The 22,853-nt window shown below is 57.6% G+C and carries 18 protein-coding genes, 3 tRNA genes and 2 pseudogenes; 13 read left to right on the plus strand and 10 right to left on the minus strand.

Going from position 1 to position 22,853, the window contains the following annotated elements; translation table 11 throughout:
* Positions 1-51 precede the first annotated feature (51 nt).
* Positions 52-503: pseudogene (locus ACR3ES_RS14380) on the minus strand (CBS domain-containing protein).
* 62 nt (positions 504-565) lie between these two features.
* A complete protein-coding gene (locus ACR3ES_RS14385) occupies positions 566-1,468 on the minus strand; it encodes a LysR family transcriptional regulator (protein WP_170430282.1) in 903 nt (300 codons plus the stop codon).
* Between the two features lie 211 nt (positions 1,469-1,679).
* Here ACR3ES_RS14385 and ACR3ES_RS14390 point away from each other — a divergent pair.
* A pseudogene (locus tag ACR3ES_RS14390) lies at positions 1,680-3,069 on the plus strand (CoA-acylating methylmalonate-semialdehyde dehydrogenase).
* Positions 3,070-3,293: 224 nt separating this feature from the next.
* Positions 3,294-3,893, plus strand: coding sequence for a L,D-transpeptidase (locus tag ACR3ES_RS14395; protein ID WP_170430277.1), 600 nt, complete (start codon positions 3,294-3,296; stop codon positions 3,891-3,893).
* Positions 3,894-3,947: 54 nt separating this feature from the next.
* Here ACR3ES_RS14395 and ACR3ES_RS14400 read toward each other — a convergent pair whose 3' ends face one another.
* Together ACR3ES_RS14400 and ACR3ES_RS14405 are read right to left on the minus strand one after the other, a co-directional pair.
* Positions 3,948-4,424 carry a fasciclin domain-containing protein gene (locus ACR3ES_RS14400; RefSeq protein ID WP_170430276.1) on the minus strand — a complete coding sequence of 159 codons (477 nt, stop codon included), beginning with the start codon at positions 4,422-4,424 and terminating at the stop codon, positions 3,948-3,950.
* Between the two features lie 70 nt (positions 4,425-4,494).
* Entirely contained in the window at positions 4,495-5,346 is an 852-nt protein-coding gene (locus ACR3ES_RS14405) for a class I SAM-dependent methyltransferase (protein WP_170430273.1), read from the minus strand.
* A 141-nt stretch (positions 5,347-5,487) separates the two neighbouring features.
* Here ACR3ES_RS14405 and ACR3ES_RS14410 point away from each other — a divergent pair, with 141 nt between their 5' ends.
* The 4 genes from ACR3ES_RS14410 to mmsB all read left to right on the plus strand — a co-directional run bounded on the left by ACR3ES_RS14410 (position 5,488) and on the right by mmsB (position 9,794).
* Positions 5,488-6,603 carry a carboxylate-amine ligase gene (locus ACR3ES_RS14410; protein ID WP_170430271.1) on the plus strand — a complete coding sequence of 372 codons (1,116 nt, stop codon included), beginning with the start codon at positions 5,488-5,490 and terminating at the stop codon, positions 6,601-6,603.
* A gap of 124 nt (positions 6,604-6,727) precedes the next feature.
* On the plus strand, positions 6,728-7,870 hold the full coding sequence (locus ACR3ES_RS14415; RefSeq protein WP_170430269.1) for an acyl-CoA dehydrogenase family protein: 1,143 nt from the start codon (positions 6,728-6,730) through the stop codon (positions 7,868-7,870).
* A 7-nt stretch (positions 7,871-7,877) separates the two neighbouring features.
* Positions 7,878-8,918 (plus strand): enoyl-CoA hydratase/isomerase family protein, encoded by a 1,041-nt coding sequence (locus ACR3ES_RS14420; RefSeq protein WP_170430267.1) that lies wholly within the window; start codon positions 7,878-7,880, stop codon positions 8,916-8,918.
* 3 nt (positions 8,919-8,921) lie between these two features.
* A complete protein-coding gene (gene mmsB, locus ACR3ES_RS14425; RefSeq protein WP_170430265.1) occupies positions 8,922-9,794 on the plus strand; it encodes a 3-hydroxyisobutyrate dehydrogenase in 873 nt (290 codons plus the stop codon).
* 38 nt (positions 9,795-9,832) lie between these two features.
* On the opposite strand, the gene uvrA is transcribed toward mmsB, so the two are convergent.
* From uvrA to ACR3ES_RS14440, 3 genes are all read right to left on the minus strand, one after another.
* Entirely contained in the window at positions 9,833-12,691 is a 2,859-nt protein-coding gene (gene uvrA, locus ACR3ES_RS14430; protein WP_170430263.1) for an excinuclease ABC subunit UvrA, read from the minus strand.
* A gap of 172 nt (positions 12,692-12,863) precedes the next feature.
* A tRNA-Asp gene (locus ACR3ES_RS14435) sits at positions 12,864-12,940 on the minus strand.
* 52 nt (positions 12,941-12,992) lie between these two features.
* Positions 12,993-13,069: transfer RNA gene (locus tag ACR3ES_RS14440), tRNA-Asp, on the minus strand.
* Positions 13,070-13,290: 221 nt separating this feature from the next.
* On the opposite strand from ACR3ES_RS14440, the gene ACR3ES_RS14445 reads away from it, so the two are divergent.
* Positions 13,291-13,365 (plus strand) — tRNA-Val (locus ACR3ES_RS14445).
* Between the two features lie 117 nt (positions 13,366-13,482).
* On the plus strand, positions 13,483-15,069 hold the full coding sequence (locus ACR3ES_RS14450; RefSeq protein ID WP_480423779.1) for an APC family permease: 1,587 nt from the start codon (positions 13,483-13,485) through the stop codon (positions 15,067-15,069).
* Between the two features lie 47 nt (positions 15,070-15,116).
* Here ACR3ES_RS14450 and lon read toward each other — a convergent pair whose 3' ends face one another.
* Positions 15,117-17,525, minus strand: a complete 2,409-nt coding sequence (gene lon / locus ACR3ES_RS14455) for an endopeptidase La (RefSeq protein ID WP_170430260.1) — start codon at positions 17,523-17,525, stop codon at positions 15,117-15,119.
* A 215-nt stretch (positions 17,526-17,740) separates the two neighbouring features.
* Positions 17,741-18,871 carry a tRNA guanosine(34) transglycosylase Tgt gene (gene tgt / locus ACR3ES_RS14460; protein ID WP_170430258.1) on the minus strand — a complete coding sequence of 377 codons (1,131 nt, stop codon included), beginning with the start codon at positions 18,869-18,871 and terminating at the stop codon, positions 17,741-17,743.
* A gap of 278 nt (positions 18,872-19,149) precedes the next feature.
* Here tgt and ACR3ES_RS14465 point away from each other — a divergent pair, with 278 nt between their 5' ends.
* The 3 genes from ACR3ES_RS14465 (at position 19,150) to ACR3ES_RS14475 (ending at position 20,777) form a co-directional block, all read left to right on the plus strand.
* The gene (locus ACR3ES_RS14465) at positions 19,150-20,040 is read left to right on the plus strand and encodes an SPFH domain-containing protein (RefSeq protein ID WP_170430256.1); all 891 of its coding nucleotides are present in this window, start codon (positions 19,150-19,152) and stop codon (positions 20,038-20,040) included.
* A complete protein-coding gene (locus tag ACR3ES_RS14470; RefSeq protein WP_170430254.1) occupies positions 20,040-20,318 on the plus strand; it encodes an NfeD family protein in 279 nt (92 codons plus the stop codon). Before ACR3ES_RS14465 ends, ACR3ES_RS14470 begins: the two co-directional genes overlap by 1 nt.
* 96 nt (positions 20,319-20,414) lie before the next feature.
* Positions 20,415-20,777 (plus strand): SUF system Fe-S cluster assembly protein, encoded by a 363-nt coding sequence (locus ACR3ES_RS14475; protein WP_170430252.1) that lies wholly within the window; start codon positions 20,415-20,417, stop codon positions 20,775-20,777.
* A gap of 240 nt (positions 20,778-21,017) precedes the next feature.
* Here ACR3ES_RS14475 and ACR3ES_RS14480 read toward each other — a convergent pair whose 3' ends face one another.
* On the minus strand, positions 21,018-21,359 hold the full coding sequence (locus ACR3ES_RS14480) for a hypothetical protein (protein ID WP_480423780.1): 342 nt from the start codon (positions 21,357-21,359) through the stop codon (positions 21,018-21,020).
* A gap of 219 nt (positions 21,360-21,578) precedes the next feature.
* On the opposite strand from ACR3ES_RS14480, the gene ACR3ES_RS14485 reads away from it, so the two are divergent.
* Entirely contained in the window at positions 21,579-21,944 is a 366-nt protein-coding gene (locus ACR3ES_RS14485) for an iron-sulfur cluster assembly accessory protein (protein ID WP_170430249.1), read from the plus strand.
* A gap of 150 nt (positions 21,945-22,094) precedes the next feature.
* Positions 22,095-22,844, plus strand: coding sequence for a triose-phosphate isomerase (gene tpiA, locus ACR3ES_RS14490; protein WP_170430248.1), 750 nt, complete (start codon positions 22,095-22,097; stop codon positions 22,842-22,844).
* Positions 22,845-22,853: the final 9 nt, after the last annotated feature.

Consider the following 22,853-nt stretch of genomic DNA (forward strand, 5'->3'; position numbering starts at 1 on the left):
CAAACATAACTTTAACGAGGGCGCAAGGCACCTTGTCACAAGATCGGATGGTCAGTGACCCATAATCATGCCTTGAAGGGCGTCCTTCTCCATCGCCAGTTCCACCAGCTGTGCTTTGACCACGTCCCCAAGGGTCACGATGCCGACCAGCTTGCCTTCTTCAACAATGGGCATATGGCGAAAGCGGCCTTCGGTCATGCGGGACATGATGTCCTGAACCGTAGCCTGCCGTGTCGTGGTGACAAGATCCCGGGTCATATACGCACTGACGGGTTGGGTCAGACACCCGCTGCCGCTGACCGCCAGTTCACGCACGATGTCACGTTCAGACAAGATTCCAGCCGCCGTCTCGCCTCCGTCCTCCGTCCTCCGTCCTCCGAGACGATGACCGTACCGATCCGTTTTTCTGCAAGTATTTTTGCAGCTTCCGCAACGGTCGCCGAAGGATCGACCGTCACCACACTGTCTGTCGCTTTGGATTTCAGAATGGCCTGAACTAGCATTGATCAAAAAACCTCCGGATTAACGTACTGTTTTCCAAGCGTTGCGCGATTGTCCGGACCTGTCAAGTTTCTGCGGCGGCTTCCAGCCGTGCCACCTCGTCGCGGATGCCGCGAGTCAGCGCCTCGGCAAAGCGATTCAGCCGTTCGTTGCGTTGATCCCCCTGATGCCTGACAAGGTAGAAGCTGCGGGTCAAGCTGACCTGATCGGTCAGGATTTTCTGAAGGTCAGGATGAAACGGCAGCGTAAAATCGTGGGCCACGCACACCCCGGTTCCGGCCGACACCTGCCGCAACTGCACTGAAACCGAGTTGGACGCCAGCGGTACGCGGTCGACGCCAATATCGTTCAGATAGTCGAGTTCCCGGTCAAAGATCATGTCCGGGATGTAGCCGATCAGCCGGTGCGCACTCAGGTCCGCTACCGACCGAATGGGGCCTTTGCGGCTGAGATAGTCCTGAGTTGCCACGATGTGCAGCTTATAATCACTGATCTTTTTAACCAACAGCTTGCCCGCCGTTGGCGCACTGACCGTGATGGCCATGTCCGCCTCGCGGCGAGACAGGTTGATGATCCGGGGCAGTGCCAGGATCTGAATATCCAGATCCGGATTGGCGTCGCTGATCTTGGCGCAAACCTGCGGCAACAGGTAGTTTGCACTGCCGTCCGGAGCGCCGATTCTGATCTGCCCGCTCAAGGATTTGGTCGAGCCGGTCACAGCCCCTGCAGCGGCACGCATCGCTTCTTCGGCCTGTTGGCCATGCTCTAGCAATCGTTCACCCGCCGCCGTAAGCACATAGCCTTGCTGCGACTTGGTGAACAACAACGCATCCAGCGTTGTTTCCAGTCGCGCGATGCGTCGGCCAACCGTGGCCGGGTCGATCTTGAGGATGCGCCCCGCCGATGACAGGCTTTCTTCGCGCGCAACGGCCAGAAAGACCCGCATATCGTCCCAATTCGGGTTCATCTGCTCCCTTTTGCATTTTTGCAAAGCTCTTTTGAAAGATTGCCTCTGTTCGTGGGATTTCTGCAAGCCTATTCTGCGCGCAAACCTATCGGAGGAGAGTTCGATGCAAGACCTGACCCACTTCATCAACGGCGAAAACGTGGCTGGTTCATCCGGCCGGTTCGACGACGTGTTCAACCCCGCAACCGGCGAAGTTCAGTACAAGTGCCCGATGGCCAGCGCGGCTGAGACCACGGCTACCATTGAACAGGCCGCAATTGCGCAGCCTGTGTGGGGGGCGACCAACCCACAAAAGCGCGCGCGTCATGATGGCCATGGTCCATCTGATGAATCGCGACATGGACAAACTTGCCGAAGCCCTCAGTCGCGAGCACGGCAAGACAATCCCGGACGCCAAGGGTGACCTGCAACGTGGTCTGGAAGTGATCGAATACTGCATCGGCGCGCCGCAGATGCTGAAAGGCGAGTACACTGACAGCGCGGGCCCGGGGATTGACATGTATTCGATGCGCCAGCCCTTGGGTGTGGTTGCCTCAATCATGCCGTTCAACTTTCCGGCCATGATGCCGTTGTGGCATGTGGGCCCTGCCCTTGCCTGCGGCAACGCCGTTGTGCTGAAACCGTCGGAACGTGATCCGTCCGTTCCGCTGATGTTGGCAGAGTTGTTTGTCGAGGCCGGCCTGCCCAAAGGCGTATTCCAGGTCGTCAACGGCGATAAGGAAGCCGTGGATACCCTGCTCGACAGCGACATCATTCAGGGTGTGTCTTTCGTCGGCTCGACGCCGATTGCGCAATACATCTATTCCCGTGCAACCGCGAACGGTAAGCGGGCGCAGTGCTTTGGCGGTGCCAAGAACCACATGATCGTCATGCCCGATGCCGACATGGATCAAGCGGCTGACGCCCTGGTCGGGGCCGGGTTCGGCGCGGCGGGCGAGCGCTGTATGGCTGTGTCGGTTGCTGTTCCGGTGGGCGAAGACACCGCTGACGCGCTGATTGAAAAGCTGGTGCCAAGGATCGAAAAACTGAAAGTTGGCCCCTACACCGCTGGCGATGATGTGGACATGGGCCCGGTTGTAACCGGCGCTGCGAAGGAGCGTATCCTCGGCCTGATCAACTCGGGCATCGAACAAGGCGCGAAGCTGGTCGTCGACAACCGTGACTTTAGCCTGCAGGGATATGAGGATGGATTCTTTGTCGGTCCGCATCTGTTTGATCACGTGACCCCGGCCATGGACATCTACCGTCAGGAGATCTTTGGCCCGGTTCTGTCGACCGTACGCGCGGGTTCCTATGAAGAAGCACTGAAACTGGCGATGGACCACGAATACGGAAACGGCACCGCGATTTTCACCCGCGACGGCGACACCGCCCGCGATTTTGCCAGCCGGGTGAATATCGGCATGGTGGGCATCAACGTTCCGATCCCGGTTCCGCTGGCCTATCACACCTTTGGCGGTTGGAAGAAATCCATGTTCGGCGACCTGAACCAGCATGGTCCGGACAGCTTCAAGTTCTACACCCGCACCAAAACCGTCACGGCCCGCTGGCCATCGGGCATCAAAGAAGGTGGCGAATTCAACTTCAAAGCCATGGACTAGGGTTGTAACCACGCGAACACCAAAGGCCGCTCTGATGGGCGGCCTTTTCAGTTCAGCGCGCCTGTCTCAGTTTTTGCAGAAATGCGCGCTGAATCGCTGCCTGATTACGCGGTGCGTATAAGTTTCATGCCAAACTCACGAAAAATTCAGACATCGCATCTGGTTCCGGACGAAAACACACCCTAAATTGCGCCAAAACCCGAGCAGTCTTTGAGGAGGCTCACGTGTCCAATTCTCGGATCAATCGCCGCGCGGCCCTGTTGGGCGTGGCATCGGCTCTCACCGCACCAACACTGCTGCGCGCGCAAAGCCTGGATGCCTTCCCGCAGACCGAAGACGCGATCAGTACGCAATTGCCGGTGCGCCGCAACGTCTCATCCTTTTCCCAGCAGAACTGGCAGGATCATTTCGACGAGTTGGGTGTTGGCTGCCTGCTGGCCGATATCACCAGTCGCGCAGTACATTATTGGGCCCCGGACGGCACCTATAAGCTGTACCCAAGCTCGGTTCCCATGAGTGAAGAACTGACAAAACGCGGATATACCAAGGTCGTGCGTAAGACCGAGTACCCAAGCTGGACACCCACCGCATCAATGCGCGAACGTGATCCATCCCTGCCGGTGCGCATGGAAGGCGGCGACCCCGGCAACCCGCTGGGCACCCGCGCGATGTATCTGGACTGGCCTGCCTATCTGGTGCATGGCACCCACGACACCCGAAAAATTGGTCGTCAGAGCTCATCCGGGTGCATCGGGCTTTATAACCAGCATGTCGAGGAGCTCTATCCTCTGGTCAAGATCGGCACTCAGGTGCGTCTGGTCTAAAGACAAAGCCCCGGCCAGATGGACCGGGGCTTTTCGTTGGCAAAGTGGCTGTTCTTATTCCGGAATAATGACCGCGTCGATGACGTGGATAACGCCGTTGCTGGCCTCGATATCGGCCTGAACAACTTCGGCACCATTTACCCTGACGCCGTTTCTGGCGTTCACGCTCAGGCGGTCGCCCTGAACTGTCAGAACCTTGGCACGCTTACCGGCGATATCGCCGGCCATCACCTTGGCGGGCACCACATGGTAGGTCAGGATTTCGACCAGTTGATCCTTGTTCTCAGGCAGCAGCAGCGTTTCAACCGTGCCTTCAGGCAAAGCGGCGAACGCCTCATCCGTTGGTGCAAATACGGTGAATGGGCCCGGGCTCTTCAGCGTGTCAACCAGACCAGCGGCCTGAACGGCGGCGACCAGTGTGTTGAATGATCCGGCAGATACGGCGGTGTCGACAATGTCAGCGGCTTGCGCCTTAAGTGGCATTGCAAATGCAAGTGCGGCGGCTGCCCCCATAAAGGTACGACGGAACATGGCTGTCATCTCCTCTCCAGCTTGTTATGGAAAGGGGTACGGGCGTTGTTTGGGGCCGGATCACTTTGGATCAGTCTTCTTTCACCTGGACCCAGATGCTCTGGGCGCGTCCGTCCTTGAGAAACGGCAGCGATTCGACGGCATCCGGACGGGCTTGTTGCAGGTAATATCCCGGCCAAAGCATTGAATATGAACCGGATTGCAGCAGAGCGTGCAGCATGTACTGCTCACCCCATCCCGGACAATCGTAAAAAAAGCGTTTGGGATATTCGTAGGGCAGAAAAACATCATGCACGTGGATCACAACGCCGGGTTTCAGTGCCGGAATGATACGACAGAACAGATGCGCCACATCATTGCTCATCCGCACCACATGGCTGGAATCGATGAACAGAATGTCGCCAGAGGCCAGGTCTTCGAACACCGACGGGTCGACATCTTCCAGCCGTTTCTGCTCAAAATGATCGACGACATGGGCGATGTCTGCGCGCGGATAAGGGTCGATTGCCGTGATCCGGGTTTCGAACCCGCCGTCGATAACGGCCTGTCGCGTGACACGGGTGGAATTACCGCAACCGACTTCGATCACGCGCTTGGGCTGAAACCGGCGGACCATCAAGTACAGCGCGTCAGCATCCGGGCTGTCATAATAGCCGTTCCCAATCTTGTACCCGGTCTGATTGCGCGTTGGGTCCTTTAATGCTGCCAGCGCATCCGCGTGCTGCCGGTATTCATCTGTCAATTGCGCAATATCGAACCCGTCCATACCAGGGGACAGCGCATAGGCCGGGCGGGTCAGCCCCCCGGCCCGTTCGAAAGCTTCAAGCCGGGTGCGCTCGTCCCGTTCCATGATCTTGTCGACCAGTTTCACGCCAAACCGATCCAGAATGGCATTGGTTCGCGGAAATTTTCTGGGTTTCACGTCCGGCTCCGATTTGGTGACACTCCGTGGCCGCTCCTTACCTTTGCTTGCCGGACCTGCGCAAGAACCAGAACGTCAAACCCTTGGCAAAACGGCGATTTCCGTATTCACTGATCCGATACCGAAAGGAGAGGTCCGCGCATGCAGCAGGATTTCACGCTTGGCATCGAAGAAGAGTATCTGCTGGTCGATCGCGACAGCCTGCACCTGACCGAGGCCCCCGGAGCCCTGATGGAGGCCTGTCAGGCCGATTTCGAAGGACAGGTCAGCCCGGAATTCCTGCAATGCCAGATCGAGGTCGGCACACGGCCCCACACCACGATCAACGGCGCGCGCGAAGATCTCAAACGCCTGCGCTCTTGCGTATCCAAACGCGCGGGTGAGTATAACCTGAGCCCCATCGCCGTTTCCTGTCACCCGTTCGCGAACTGGAAAGACCAGCATCATACGCGCAAGGAACGCTATGATGCGCTGCAACATGCGCTTGGCGGGGTCGCGCGGCGGATGCTGATCTGCGGCATGCATGTTCATGTCGGAGTCGAGGACCCTGCCCTGCGCGCCGACCTCATGCCCCAGCTTTGCTATTTCCTGCCGCATCTTCTGGCCTTATCCACATCTTCTCCGTTCTGGAGTGGCGAAGATACTGGCCTGTCCTCTTACCGGCTGACCGTCTTCGACAACCTGCCCCGCACAGGACTGCCGCCGGATTTTGGCAGCTGGTCAGAATACGAAAGAACCACGGGTGTCCTGGTCGAACTGGGGGTTATCGAGGATACGTCGAAAATCTGGTGGGACCTGCGCCCATCACATCGTTTTCCGACGTTAGAGACTCGCATCATGGATGTGCAGCCGCGTCTGGAGCATACTTTGTCGCTGGCTGCATTAGTTCAGGCACTGACGCGTATGTTGTGCCGTCTCAAGGCCCGCAATCTGCGGTGGCGGCAATATGACAGGTTCCTAATCGGCGAAAACCGCTGGCGCGCGCAGCGTTATGGCGTTGGTGAAGGATTGATCGACTATGGGGACAGATCCATTAAACCCATGCCCGAGCTGATGGGCGAATTGATGGGGATGCTGGCCGAAGATACCGAAGCGCTGGGCACCATGACAGAACTGGCCCGTCTGCGTCAGATCGCAGAAACCGGAACGTCCGCCACCCGCCAGCGCCGCGCCCATGCCGAGGCCGTGGCCCGGGGCGACGACCCGGGACAAGCCGTTGTCCGGCACCTGATCGAAGAGTTCCACGCCGACCTTTAAGCGGTCATTCGTGTGCGAAAACCTATGATCAAATCGGATGCTCGGCATTGCTGTACCTGCAAAATTTCTGTAACGATTAAGAAATAAACAACCGTTCAATTCGCTATCGACGGGAGGGAGCGCCATGGACTTTGCGCTGAGCGAGGAACAAACCGCCATTTTCGACATGGCTTATGCGTTTGGGCAAGAAAACATCGCACCGTTTGCCCGTCAGTGGGAAGCAGACGGAACCATTCCCAAAGACCTTTGGCCGCAAATCGGAGAACTGGGCTTTGGCGCGCTATACGTATCCGAGGATGGCGGCGGGTCCGGTCTCAGCCGCCTCGATGCGACGCTTGTGTTCGAAGCTTTGTCGATGGCCTGCCCGTCGGTCGCCGCATTTCTGTCGATCCACAATATGTGCGCCAAGATGCTGGACAGTTTTGCCGATGACGATCTGAAGTCGCGCATCATGCCAGACATCCTGACCCTGAACACGGTACTCAGCTACTGCCTGACAGAGCCGGGGTCGGGCTCAGACGCCGCCGCCCTGAAAACCCGCGCAGAGCGGACGAATGAAGGCTACACGCTGAACGGCACCAAAGCCTTTATCTCGGGTGGCGGGTATTCCGATGCCTATGTCTGTATGGTGCGCACCGGGCAGGATGGGCCAAAAGGTATCTCAACGGTTTATGTCGAGGACGGCACGCCCGGCCTGAGCTTTGGTGCGCTGGAAGACAAGATGGGCTGGAAAAGCCAACCCACCGCGCAGGTGCAGTTTGACGATTGCAAAATCCCGTCGGGCAATCTGGTGGGCGTCGAAGGCGACGGGTTCAAATATGCCATGATGGGTCTGGACGGGGGACGCCTGAACATCGCATCCTGTTCGCTCGGCGCGGCGCAGAATGGTCTGGATATGACCGTGCAATACATGTCCGAGCGCAAGGCCTTTGGCAAATCGATTGACCAGTTTCAGGCGCTGCAATTCCGTCTGGCTGATATGGAGATCGAACTGCAAGCCGCCCGCACATTCCTGCGTCAGGCGGCTTGGAAGCTTGATCAAGGCGCGCCGGATGCCACCAAATTCTGTGCGATGGCCAAGAAATTTGTGACCGAAACCGGCTCAAAAGTGGTCGACCAATGCCTGCAACTGCATGGTGGTTACGGCTATCTGGCGGACTATGGGATCGAAAAGCTTGTGCGCGACCTGCGCGTGCATCAGATACTGGAAGGCACCAACGAAATCATGCGCGTGATCGTCGCACGCCAAATGGTTGCACAGAACTGAGGGCCCGATGTCCGACATCGACATTCGTACCACCGGCCGCGCCGGGCGCATCACGCTGACGCGCCCCAAGGCTCTGAACGCGCTGACCTATGACATGTGCGGCGCAATCGAGACCGCGCTTCGAAACTGGCGCGAAGACGACACCGTTGATCTGGTCATTCTTGACGCCGAGGGGGATAAGGCATTCTGCGCGGGCGGAGACATCGCCGAACTCTACGCGACCGGAACCAAGGGCAATTTCGACTATGGGCGCACCTTCTGGCGGGATGAGTATCGTCTGAACGCGCTGATCTTTGAATACCCCAAACCGGTTGTCAGCTTTTTGCAGGGGTTCACCATGGGCGGTGGCGTGGGTGTCGGATGCCACGGAAGCCATCGGGTGGTTGGCGAAAGCTCGAAAATCTCAATGCCCGAATGTTCCATCGGACTTGTACCGGATGTGGGCGGCACACTGATGCTCGCCCTCGCACCAGGGCGCCTGGGCGAGTACCTCGGCACAACGGGGCACCGCATGGGTCCCGCCGACGCCATTTTGGCAGGCTTCGCCGATCTTTACATCCCTCAGTCTCAGTGGCCTGACCTGATCGAGATGCTGGAAGCGTCCGGCACTGCGGACCTGCTATCGGATCACACCATCACGCCGCCCGAAGGCTTATTGACTGCGATGCAGGAAGACATCGACCAGTATTTTGATGGCGAAACACTGGGCGACATAGTGAACAGCCTTCGTGCCACCGGGTCGGAGTTTTCATTGAAAACCCTGAGCACGCTGCAACGGAATGCTCCACTGTCCATGGCTTGTGCGGTTGAGATGTTACATCGCTTGCGCGGCGCATCGTTGACGATGCGCCGGGCTTTGGACATGGAATACCGTTTCACCTATCGGTCGATGGAACATGGCGATTTTCTGGAAGGCATCCGCGCACAGATCATCGACAAGGACCGCAATCCCAACTGGCAGTTCCCGGATATCAATGTGCCAGCAGTGGCCGTGTCGAAAATGCTGCAACCATTGGGTGCGGACGCGCCGACATTTGAGGAGGAGTAAGCAATGAAAATCGGGTTCATCGGTCTAGGAAACATGGGCGCCCCAATGGCGGCTAATCTGGCAAAGGCCGGTCATGATGTTCTGGGCTTTGATACCGCCGGTGTCACCATCGACGGGGTCGCGCAGGCTCAGACCGCGGCGGAGTCCGTGGCAAATGCGGATGCTGTCATCACCATGTTGCCAAACGGTGCCATTTTACGTGCGGTCGCAGATCAGGTCATCCCGCACATGCAACGGGCCGCGGTGTTGATCGATTGCTCGACTGTGGATGTCGACAGCGCCCGGGCCGTCGCCGAGCAGGCAATTGCCGCCGGATTGCTGTCGGTCGATGCACCGGTTTCAGGGGGCATTGGCGGCGCGTCAGCAGGGACGCTGACCTTCATGGCCGGTGGATCGGAAGAGGCGTTTGCAAAAGCCGCCCCCTTGTTTGACATCATGGGTCAAAAGGCGGTGCACTGCGGCACGGCCGGAGCCGGACAGGCCGCCAAGATCTGCAACAACATGATCCTGGGCGTGACGATGATTGCAACCTGCGAGGCCTTTGCACTGGCAGACAAGTTGGGTCTTGACCGTCAAAAGATGTTTGATGTGGTCAGCACATCCTCGGGCTATAGCTGGACAATGAACGCCTACTGCCCTGCCCCCGGTGTTGGACCAACCAGCCCGGCGGATAACGACTATCAGCCGGGCTTTGCGGCCGAATTGATGCTGAAAGACCTGCGCCTTAGCCAGCAGGCCGCAGAAAGCTCGGATGCCGACACGCCGATGGGGCAAGCTGCGACGCAACTGTATGAACAGTTTGTCGAGGCCGAGGATGGCCTGGGCAAAGACTTCTCTGCCATGCTGCCGCGTTTTGAAACGCGTGGGCGTAGCTGAGGGCGCGGACGACCACGCGATATCGGAGCCGCCTTTGCTTATTCCGCTGCGACGCGTTGGCCCTGAAGCATTGGCTTCAGGTAGCGCCCGGTGTGGCTGCGCTCATTCTCGGCCACCTCTTCAGGCGTCCCCTCGGCGACGATCTGGCCACCGCCATCCCCGCCCTCGGGGCCGATGTCTATGATCCAGTCTGCGGTTTTGATCACATCCAGATTGTGCTCGATCACGACAACCGTATTGCCCTGATCGACCAGTTCATGCAGCACTTCCAACAGCTTACGCACATCTTCAAAGTGCAGACCCGTGGTTGGTTCGTCGAGAATATAGAGCGTTCGACCGGTTGACCGCTTGCTGAGCTCTTTCGACAGTTTCACCCGCTGTGCTTCGCCTCCGGAAAGAGTCGTCGCCTGTTGACCAACCTTGATGTAGCCCAGCCCAACACGGGCCAACGCATCCATCTTGTCCCGGATCGATGGCACGGCCTTAAAGAACTCCTGCGCGTCTTCGACTGTCATATCAAGGACATCGGCAATGGATTTGCCTTTGAACTCAATCTCTAATGTCTCGCGGTTGTACCGCGCGCCTTTGCAGGTTTCGCAGGTGACATAGACGTCCGGCAGAAAATGCATCTCAATCTTGATGACACCGTCACCCTGGCAGGCCTCGCAGCGACCACCTTTGACGTTAAAGCTGAACCGACCGGGCTTGTACCCCCGCGCCTTGGCTTCGGGCAGGCCGGCAAACCAGTCCCGGATAGGCGTGAAGGCCCCGGTGTAAGTTGCTGGATTTGAACGCGGAGTCCGCCCGATGGGTCGCTGATCAATGTCGATGACCTTGTCCAAATGTTCAAGCCCCTTGATCGTTTCACAAGGCGCCGGTGTCTGGCGCGCACCGTTGAGGCGCATCGAAGCCGTTTTGAACAGCGTTTCAATCGTCAAAGTCGATTTTCCACCGCCGGAAACGCCGGTCACACAGACGAATTTGGACAACGGAAAGTCGACTGTAACGTTTTTCAGGTTGTTCCCGGTTGCCTTGACCACCGTGACTTTCTTTTTGTTGCCCTTCCGGCGCTCTGACGGCACCGCAATTTCCCGTGTGCCTGCCAAATACTGGCCTGTGATCGAGGCAGAATCCGCCGCGATGTCAGACGGTTTGCCCTGACTGACCACCTGCCCGCCATGAACACCGGCGCCAGGGCCGATATCAAAGACATAATCGGCTTCGCGGATCGCCTCTTCGTCATGCTCTACGACAATGACTGAGTTGCCCTGATCCCGCAGGTTCTTGAGGGTTCCCAGCAGACGGTCATTGTCCCTTTGATGCAGGCCAATCGAAGGTTCATCCAGCACATACAGAACACCGGTCAGGCCTGAACCGATCTGGCTGGCCAACCGAATTCGCTGGCTTTCGCCACCGGACAGCGTTCCACTTGAACGGGACAGCGTAAGATATTCCAAACCCACATTATTCAGGAATCCCAGACGCTCGCGAATCTCTTTCAGGATGGCGCGCGCGATTTCGTTTTTCTGATCGCTCAGATGGTTCGGGACATCCTCGATCCAGGCCAGAGCCTCTCGGATCGACATCTCGACCACCTGACCTACATGCAGGCCGGAGATTTTGACGGCCAGAGCTTCGGGTCGCAAGCGATATCCGTCGCAGGACCCACAGGACCGATTGTTCTGATACCGTTCGAACTCTTCCCGAATCCAGGCACTGTCGGTTTCCCGATACCGACGCTCCATATTCGGAATGACGCCCTCAAAACTGCGGGTCACCTGATAGACACGCCCGCCTTCGTCATAGCGAAACTGGATTTCCTCGTCGCCGGACCCGCGCAAGAATACCTGCTGCACTTTCTCGGGCAGGTCTTTCCACGGGGTGTTCTTGTCAAACTCGTAGTGACGCGCGATTGCTTCGATCGTTTGCAGGAAATACGGCGATTTACCCTTGCGCCATGGGGCCAAAGCACCATCGTACAGCTTCAGCGTCTGATCCGGCACCACAAGGCGTTCGTCAAAGAAGAGCTCGACGCCCAGGCCGTCACAATCCGGGCAGGCTCCGAACGGCGCGTTGAACGAAAACAGGCGCGGTTCGATCTCGGGGATGGTGAATCCGCTGACTGGACAGGCAAAATTCTCGCTAAACGTGATCCGTTCCGACTCACCCTCTTTTGGTGCGGTCTCAAGGATTGCGATTCCGTCCGCCAGGTCCAGCGCAGTGCGCAGGCTGTCGGCCAGCCGCGTTTCCATACCCTCACGAACCACCAAGCGATCAACAACAACATCAATGTCATGGCGGAACTTCTTGTCCAGCGTGGGGGGCTGATCGAGTTCATAGAACTCTCCATCCACTTTAACGCGCTGAAACCCCTGCTTGCGGAGCTCAAGAAATTCCTTTTTGTACTCGCCCTTCCGGTCTCGCACGATGGGGGCCAGCAGATAGCCACGCGTCCCCTCCTCCATCGTCATGATGCGGTCGACCATGTCCTGCACCTGCTGCGCCTCAATCGGCAAGCCGGTGGCCGGGCTAAAGGGCGTTCCGGCGCGGGCAAAGAGCAAGCGCAGATAGTCGTAGATTTCGGTCACAGTCCCCACGGTCGAGCGTGGGTTTTTGGACGTGGTTTTCTGCTCGATGGAAATCGCCGGGGACAGACCGCTGATATGTTCGACATCGGGCTTTTCCATCATGTCCAGAAACTGCCGCGCATAGGCCGACAGGCTTTCGACATAGCGGCGCTGCCCTTCCGCATAGATTGTATCAAAGGCCAGCGAGGACTTGCCCGACCCGGACAGCCCGGTGATCACCACCAGCTGATCGCGCGGGATATCCACGTCTATGCCTTTGAGGTTATGCTCGCGCGCGCCGCGCACCTCGATATTCTTAAGCTCAGCCATTCAGGCCCCCAACACACAAGTGTCTAAGAGATAAGCGAGCCGCACTGAGTCTCCAACAAAAAATTAGAACAAAGTGTGAACAGTAGGTTTATTGCCGACACCTCCTGACATCACGCGCCAACTACGCGGATGCCGGGCGCCAAACGGTGATTTTTTCGGCGTTCGGTAGACGTGGCGCGGTTGACGGGGCTCGAACCCGCGACCCCCGGCGTGACAGGCCGGTACTCTAACCAACTGAGCTACAACCGCGCATTTAGGGTCTCTGTGTGATCCGTTTGCCCGGATCAAAGGCTGGCAGCGATGGCGCGGTTGACGGGGCTCGAACCCGCGACCCCCGGCGTGACAGGCCGGTACTCTAACCAACTGAGCTACAACCGCCCGCTGCCCGTTCGTTACAGAACGTTGGGGTGTATTATGGGTCCGCCCCCTTATCGTCAAGCGGGGTTTTTGAATTTTTTACTGGAACCGACGAATTTCGAAGGGTCCGACCGCGGCACCCGCACAGGCCGTAAAAAAGCGCCGCTGCGACACCAAAGACTCGGACTTCATCCGCACCGGCCTTGCGCGCAAAATCGTCAGGTTGTATGACGCAGTCCGACGGGTGATTAGCTCAGTGGTAGAGCGCTTCGTTCACATCGAAGATGTCAGGAGTTCAAATCTCTTATCACCCACCAGCTTTCTCATTTCCAATAAGGTTGCCTGCGTCAGAATGCTTGTCAGGCCTCAAACGCGCCGCGTAGTGTCAGGCAAGTCGCTGCTCGATGTTGCGGCACCAAGGGATGAGGTTGCAAATGGCCAAGCTGAAACGGGATATTGGCCTGGTCGGCCTGACCTTCATCTCGGTTGGGGGCATCATAGGGTCCGGCTGGCTGTTTGGACCCCTGCTAGCGGTTCAGCAGGCCGGCCCAGCCGCGATTTTGTCATGGATCATCGGCGCCGCGGCCATGTTCGTTCTGGCGATCACCTTTGCCGAGATTTCAGCCATGTTGCCGATCCCGGGCGGAATTGCCCGGGTTCCGCAGTTTTCCCACGGCAATATCGTGTCGATGGCCATGGGCTGGACCGCGTGGATCGGGTACAACACGACGGCCCCGATTGAGGTTGAGGCCATGCTCAAATACCTCGCCCCGTATGCACCGTGGCTGCATGCGGCGGATACCGGGGACTTGACGGGTGCCGGGATAACGGTGGCCCTGTTTTTCATGCTGTTGTTTGTTGTGGTCAACGCAATGGGTGTTAAGTTCTTCACCCAGGTCAACGCGACACTGACATGGGCCAAGATCGCTATCCCGATCGTTTTGTCGATATTGCTGATCGCCAGCCGCTTTGACGTGCAGAATTTCACCCAACCCGGCGGGTTTGCGCCCTACGGTCTGCAAGGCATTATGGCTGCGGTGTCGACCGGGGGCGTTATCTTTTCCTTTATCGGATTTCGGCATGTCGTCGATATGGCCGGTGAGGTTCGAAATCCCAAATTCGCTATCCCCGCTGCTCTGGTCCTGTCCATCGTTCTCTGTGCCGCCATTTATCTGGGCCTGCAAATTGCGTTCATCGGCGCGCTGGACTCTACGATGCTCAGCTCCGGCTGGGCCAATCTCAGCTTTGGTGGTGAGGGTCCCCTGGACGGCGTTATCATGTCGGTCGGCATTGTCTGGTTCATCAGCCTGTTGAACGTCGGATCGGTGATCGGGCCGTTTGGAAACGGGCTGGTTGCAACCGGCTCGAATGCCCGGATCGCCCTTGCCTTATCCAAGAACGGGTTTCTGCCAGAACGGCTGATGGTTCTGTCCTCGTTCGGGGTGCCGCTTTGGGCGCTGGCACTGAATTTCCTGATCGGGATTCTGTTTCTGCTGACTATTCCGTTCACCACGGTCATTGCCCTGAACGGTGCCGCGATTGCAATGTCCTTTGCCGTTGGACCGATTGCCGTTGTGTGCCTGCGTCGGTTGATGCCCGACCATCCCCGGTCGATCCGTATACCGGCGGTCAAACTGGTGGCCGTGTCCGCCTTCGCCATCGCGACGCTGGTCGTCTACTGGAGCGGCTGGGACACTGTCTGGCGGTTGGGGATTGCGCTTATTGTCGGGATGGTGCTGTTGCTCATACGCTTCCGCAACCGACTCGACGAAATGGATGTGACCGAGGCCCTGTGGCTGGTGCCCTATTTCGGTGGCATCGGGCTGATCTCATTTCTTGGACAATTCGGTGACGGCGCCCAGAAGCAAATCCCGTTCGGTTGGGACATTGCACTGTGTGTGCTGTTTTCAGCCGTGATTTTTGAGCTGGCGGTACGATCCTCGTTGCGATCCGAAAAGTTCGAGGAATACATCGCAGAGGAAGAAATTCTGGACCCGGCCAAACCTGTCATCGGGTTCTAATGAAAAAGGCGGGGTCAAGCCCCGCCTCCTTAAATCATGAAGTTATCTCAATGCGCCGTGGCGGCGGGTCCTGAGGTTTCCGCCGCCGTCGCCGCAGCGGCTGCAGCTTCTTCGGCCACCTCATCCCACTCCACGGGCTCGGGTTCGCGCACCAAGGCGTGTTTCAGGACTTCGGAGACATGTGAGACCGGGATGATCGTCAACCCGTCTTTCACATTGTCCGGAATCTCGGCCAGATCCTTTTCGTTCTCTTCCGGGATCAGTACGGTCTTGATTCCGCCGCGCAGAGCCGCCAGAAGTTTCTCTTTCAGACCGCCGATTGGCATCGCGTTGCCGCGCAGGGAAACCTCGCCGGTCATGGCGATGTCTTTGCGCACGGGGATACCCGTCAGAACCGAAACGATCGAGGTGACCATCGCCAGACCCGCGCTTGGGCCGTCCTTGGGCGTTGCGCCGTCCGGCACATGGACGTGAATGTCCAGCTTGTCGAACTTCGGCGGTTTTACCCCGATCCGGGGCGAAATCGAGCGTACATAGGACGAGGCCGCGTCGATGGATTCCTTCATCACATCGCCCAGCTTGCCGGTGGTCTTCATCCGACCCTTACCCGGCAGCTTCAGCGCCTCGATTTGCAACAGATCACCACCGACGGACGTCCAGGCCAAACCGGTGACTACACCGACCTGATCATCCTGCTCGGCCAGGCCGTAGCGGAATTTTGGCACGCCGAGGAACTCATCAAGATTGTCCGGCGTCACCGTTACGGTTTCAGCATCTTTCTTGATGATCTTCGTCAGTGATTTCCGCGCCACCTTTGCGATCTCGCGTTCGAGGTTCCGCACGCCCGCCTCGCGGGTATAGGTGCGGATGATCGATTGCAGTGCCTCATCGGTCAGCTCAAACTCCTTGGTTTTAAGGCCATGGTTTTTGATCTGCTTGTCGATCAGGTGCTGTTTGGCAATCTCGCGCTTTTCATCCTCGGTGTAACCAGCCAGCGGAATGATCTCCATCCGATCCAGCAACGGTCCGGGCATGTTGTAGCTGTTAGACGTAGTCAGGAACATCACGTTGGACAGGTCATATTCGACCTCAAGGTAGTGATCCATGAACGTATTGTTCTGTTCTGGGTCTAGCACTTCCAACATCGCCGAGGCTGGGTCGCCACGGAAGTCCTGCCCCATCTTGTCGATTTCATCGAGCAAGATCAGCGGGTTCGTGGTTTTCGCCTTTTTCAGCGCCTGAATGATCTTACCGGGCATCGAGCCAATGTAAGTCCGGCGGTGGCCCCGGATCTCGGATTCGTCGCGCACGCCACCCAACGAGATACGAATAAACTCGCGCCCCGTGGCTTTGGCAACCGATTTACCCAAGCTGGTTTTACCCACACCCGGAGGACCGACAAGGCACAGGATCGGACCTTTCAGCTTTTTCGAGCGTTGCTGAACCGCCAGATACTCGACGATGCGCTCCTTGACCTTCTCAAGGCCATAGTGATCGTCATCGAGAATTTCCTGCGCGCGGCCCAGATCCTTTTTCACGCGAGATTTCGTGCCCCACGGCAGCGACAGGATCCAGTCCAAATAGTTGCGCACGACGGTGGCTTCGGCTGACATGGGCGACATGTTCTTGAGCTTTTTCAGCTCACCCTCAGCCTTTTCGCGCGCTTCCTTCGACAGTTTGGTCTCGGCGATCTTGGCTTCGAGTTCGGCAACTTCATTGCTGCCGTCCTCGCCATCGCCCAGCTCTTTCTGAATGGCCTTCATCTGCTCATTCAGATAGTACTCGCGCTGGGTCTTCTCCATCTGGGATTTGACGCGGGTTTTGATCTTTTTCTCGACCTGCAGAACCGACATTTCGCCCTGCATCAGGCCATAGACCTTCTCAAGCCGCTCGCTGACGCTGAGGGTTTCCAACAGTTCCTGCTTTTGCTCGACCTCAATACCCAGATGACCGGATACCAGGTCGGCCAGCTTGGCGGGTTCCGTGGATTCACCCACCGCGGTCAAGGCTTCTTCGGGGATGTTCTTGCGGACCTTGGCATAACGCTCAAACTCATCCGCTACGGTGCGCAACAGCGCCTGCGTGGTCGTCACATCGCCCGGCATTTCGGTCAGATATTCCGCGCGTGCTTCAAAGAAGTTGTCGTTTTCCAGGAATTCCGTGATCTGAACGCGCGCCTGCCCTTCCACCAGCACCTTCACGGTGCCATCGGGCAGTTTCAGCAGTTGCAGCACATTGGCCAGAACGCCCGACCGGTAAATCCCGTCGGTTTCCGGGTCGTCAACGCCCGGATCAATCTGGCTGGACAACAGAATTTGCTTGTCATCCTGCATCACCTCTTCCAGTGCGCGGACCGATTTTTCACGGCCCACAAACAGAGGCACGATCATGTGTGGGAATACCACAATATCGCGCAGCGGCAGGACGGGGTATGAGGAATTCAGAGGCTCTTGCATGCTCAATCCTTATCATTGGCAAGACGGCTCTGGTCCCTGATCGAGGCAACGCTTGGCCGTCTCCTGTCTTGGATGGTTAAAGGTGGGGCTGTGACCACCCTATTTCAACCTCACCATCATGTCTTGGTTCGCAGCATGACCCGAGGTTTTCCGGACTGCAAGGCACCCAAAGGACTTATCCACCAAAATTCACCAATCTCCTATGTCGATGCCCGCTAGAGTGGCTCAATATCGCCCTGCGCGCGCTGCGCATGGAAGTTTTCTTGCCATTGCTCAAATGAACCCTCGGAAATCGCAGCACGCATCCCCTGCATAATCTCCTGAAAATAATGAAGATTATGCCAGGTCAGCAACATGCCTGAAATCATCTCGTTGGCGCGGAATACGTGATGCAGATAGGCGCGGGAGTAATTGGTGCAGGCCGGGCATGTGCAAGCCTCGTCAAGAGGTCGCGGGTCGTCCGCATGGCGGGCGTTTTTGATGTTCACCACACCAAAACGTGTAAACGCTTGACCGGTTCGGCCGGACCGTGACGGCAGCACACAATCCATCATGTCAATCCCACGGGCAACGGCGCCAACGATATCATCGGGCTTCCCAACGCCCATAAGGTAGCGTGGTTTGTCAGATGGTAGGAAATCCGGCGCGTAGTCCAGGCACGAGAACATCGCCTTCTGTCCCTCGCCCACGGCTAAACCACCAATGGCATAGCCGTCAAAACCCGTTTTCGTCAAAGCCTCGGCACTTTCTTCTCGCAGATCGGGCTCCAGGCCGCCTTGCATGATCCCAAACAGGGCATGACCCGGACGGTCACCGAACGCGTCGCGCGAGCGGTCCGCCCACCGCATCGACAGGCGCATGGACTCGGCAATGCGGTCCCGGTCGGCTGGCAGCGCGGGACATTCGTCAAAGCACATGACGATGTCGGAGCCCAGCAACCGCTGAATGTCCATCGACCGTTCGGGCGTCAACTCGTGTTGCGAGCCGTCAATATGGGATTTGAACGTGACGCCCTTTTCGGTCAGCTTTCGCAGCCCGGCCAGCGACATGACCTGAAATCCGCCTGAATCGGTCAGAATGGGGCGTTGCCAGTTCATGAAGGTGTGCAATCCGCCCAGCCGGTCGATCCGCTCGGCGGTTGGGCGCAACATCAGGTGATAGGTATTGCCCAGCAGGATATCGGCGCCGGTGGCCCGGACGCTGTCCGGCATCATCGCCTTGACGGTCGCGGCCGTTCCGACAGGCATGAAAGCAGGTGTGCGCACATCACCACGTGGCGTCCGAATGACGCCGGTGCGGGCCTTACCGTCTGTGGCCTGAAGCTCAAAGGAAAATCGCTGGGTCATGTCATCGCCTTGGATCACGGAACCGGGCAGGCTTTGCCTGATGTAACGGCCGATTGCAACCTGTCAGGTCGGCGGTGTGTTACATTGGTTGGGGCCGCCCGCGCCTTTTCTATTTCGAACCGGGCTGTAGGATGCAACGGGGTCACAACACGCAAAATCAAGGATGTTTTGAGGCATCGTTTCATTTGCAAATCGCTTGTTTCTCTCCATACCAAAGTTGAAATTCGCCGACTCAACCCCCAAGTGTATACTATCGTACACAAAAAATGAGGACAGATATGACAGAAGACCAGATCATTGGATTGATTTCGTCAAATATCATTTACTTATTGGCCGCTGTTCTGGTGGTCATCGTAATTCTGAAGGGCATCAAGATCGTCCCACAATCCGAAAAATATGTGGTCGAACGATTTGGTCGCCTGCACTCGGTGCTTGGCCCCGGCATCAACTTTATCGTTCCGTTTCTGGATGTTGCCCGCCACAAGATCTCGATTCTCGAGCGCCAGTTGCCGAATGCCACCCAAGACGCGATCACCAAGGACAACGTTCTGGTTCAGATCGATACCTCGGTCTTTTATCGTATCCTCGAACCGGAAAAGACGGTGTACCGCATCCGCGACGTGGATGGTGCAATTGCAACAACGGTCGCTGGTATTGTTCGCGCCGAGATCGGCAAAATGGATCTCGACGAGGTGCAGTCAAACCGCTCCCAGCTGATTTCCCGCATTCAGGAAAGTGTTGAAACCGCCGTTGACGATTGGGGGATCGAAGTGACGCGCGCGGAAATTCTGGATGTGAATCTCGACCAGGCCACGCGTGACGCGATGCTGCAGCAGTTGAACGCCGAGCGCGCGCGCCGGGCACAAGTGACTGAGGCAGAAGGACAAAAACGCGCCGTTGAGCTACAGGCCGACGCAGAGCTTTATGCCGCCGAGCAATCCGCCAAAGCCCGCCGCATTGAGGCCGAGGCCGAAGCCTTTGCAACGGGCGTTGTCGCCAAGGCGATTCAGGACAATGGCCTCGAGGCCGCGCAGTATCAGGTCGCCCTGAAACAAGTCGAATCTCTGAACTCATTGGGCAGTGGCGCCGGCAACCAGACCATCGTGGTACCAGCAAACGCACTTGAAGCATTTGGCGATGCGTTCAAAATGCTCAGAGGAGGTAAGTGATGGCAGACCCGATTTGGCTGACGTGGTGGATTTGGCTGGCCGGTGCGCTGGCGCTGGGAATCCTCGAAGTTGTTCTGCCCGGATTTATCTTTCTGGGCTTTGCAATCGGAGGGGCGATTACCGGGCTTCTACTTGTCATCCCGGGTGTTGCGCCTTCTCTTCCGATCCTGCTTTTAATCTTTGCGGTGCTGTCCCTGGCCGCTTGGTTGACCCTGCGCCGTATGTTCGCGCTGCCGCATGGTCAGGTGAAGACATTCGAGCACGACATTAACGACTGACCCTCAGTGGCGCCCCTTGGGGGCGCCACGAGCCACTGGACGCTCCCTAAGGTATTTCCTATATAATCACTCAGGCAACCCCGACCCGAGGTACAGATGACTCATCCCAGCGAACAGTTTGAAGGCGAGCCGCTTATTGCGCCGTCGACCATTGAACATCCCCTGTACGAACCCGTGGTCGAAGCCTGCCGTTCGATCTACGATCCTGAAATTCCAGTTAATATCTACGATCTTGGTCTGATCTACACGATTGATATCAACAGCGAAAACGCCGTGAAGGTCACCATGACCCTGACCGCCCCGGGTTGTCCGGTGGCGGGCGAAATGCCCGGCTGGATTGTCGATGCCATCGAGCCCTTGGCGGGCGTCAAAGACGTGGATGTGGAACTGACCTGGGATCCGCCCTGGGGCATGGAAATGATGTCAGACGAAGCTCGGCTGGAACTGGGCTTTATGTAGGCCCCGAATTGCCCACATAAACCCAAGCGCTGTCATAAAACGGTAATACCTCTGTTACCCGTTCGTTCCGAAATTGTCGTAGTTCTGCGAGACAGATAAGGCGCAACGACGGCCCAACAAAACCCGACCTGTCGTTTGCATGGGCCGAAGAAGTGAGTGCCGCCCCCAAAGGACCAGGCCCCGATTACGGACCGCTCTTGCCCGAGAGCGGTCCATTTCATGTCCGGCAACCGAAAACAGCTACTTTAGGCCGCAGGTTGCCTTGATTTCCGCCGACCTTTCGTCGAGCTGTTTTACGTAATCACCTGAAAGCATTTGGAGTTTCTTGTTTTCGGTGCCTGTCACCAAGCCCAGCAGGGCGCCTGCGGGCGTCAGTGCGGTGACGCTTTCCACCTCTTGGTCCTGTGCGTGTTTCTTTTCCGCGGCGATCGCGCGCAAATCGCCTTCGGCGGTGGCACAGTTCACCGGATGCCGTTTGGCGTCCTCGGCGGCAGCCGCCGCACCTGCGAACCCAACAACGGTCAGGCTGGTCACCATCACTAGTCGGGCGACGACGTGAGAAATAGGGTGTACTGGCCTCATTTCATTATACCTTTCTCGATAAGCTGTCGTGTTATGATCAGTCGAAACATACGCTGCCCTGTCAGGCTATTTCTATCCGTAGTGCAAAGGCAAGTCGCGGGTAAGAAAACCACACAAACGCCAAAGCGAAACGAAAAGTTGCTTCGCATTGCCACGCTCACTTGAGCCTTCCCGATTGCGGCCCTAGATTAGGAACAACGCGCGACAATGGAGAACAACATGTTCGGTATTCCCGGCAAACAGGCCGTGACACTGACGCCCAAAGCTGCTGAGCAGATCACCCGCCTGATGTCTGCGGGTGGGCATGCTGGCCTACGCATCGGTGTCAAAAAGGGCGGCTGCGCCGGCATGGAATACACCATGGACTATGTTGACCAGGCCGATCCCAACGATGAAATTGTCGAACAGGACGGTGCGTGCATCATGATCGCGCCGATGGCCCAGATGTTTCTGTTCGGAACGGAAATCGACTACGAGGTTTCGTTACTGGAATCTGGTTTCAAGTTCAGGAACCCCAACGTCGTTGATGCCTGCGGATGCGGCGAATCCATCAAATTCGATGAGACGCTGGCGGCCCAGCAGTAAACATTTCCGGGCTGCCGCCACCCAACTTGGGACTCTGCCCCGGTGATCGGGTCAGCGCCAAAGCAAACGCGCCCTTAACTGGAATTGTCAGGTAGGCCGGACGATGCTATCCGCTGTGCCAGTTCACCGAGCGATCTGGGAGAAACGGATATGCGGCGCAAGTTAGCGGCTGGAAACTGGAAGATGAACGGAACCGGCGCGACGCTAAGCGAGTTGGGCGCGCTGACCCAAAGCCACCCTGCCCCGTCCGTGGACATTCTGATCTGCCCTCCGGCCACGCTGCTTCAGCGTGCCGCTGCAACTGTGAATGGAACCGGGATTTCGGTTGGGGGTCAGGATTGTCATGCCAATGCCTCGGGCGCCCATACCGGCGATGTCAGCGCGGACATGCTGGTCGATGCCGGCGCAACAGCGGTTATTCTGGGTCATTCCGAGCGGCGGGTCGATCATGACGAGCAGAATGAAGATGTGCGTGCCAAGGCCCGTGCGGCCATGGACGCTGGTTTGAAAGCCATCATCTGTGTTGGAGAGAGCCTGGAGCAACGCGACGCCGCCAACACGCTCGACATAATCGGTGGGCAGATGTCAGGGTCTGTTCCGGATCAGTCGACCGGAGAAAACCTGATTATCGCCTATGAGCCGATCTGGGCGATTGGCACCGGTAAAGTACCGACACTGGACGAAATTGGTGATGTGCACGATTTTATCCGAGCCCGCCTTGAGCGCCGTTTTGGCGAAGGCGTTGGTCGTTCCGTTCGGTTGCTTTACGGCGGATCGGTCAAGCCCAGCAATGCAGCTGAAATTTTTGCGGTTTCGAATGTGGACGGGGCGCTGGTTGGGGGCGCAAGCCTCAAGGCCGCAGATTTCTCAGGCATCATTCAGGCGCTCGAAAGCGTCTGAACGGCCCCA

This window comes from Ruegeria sp. B1 (genome assembly GCF_056535885.1).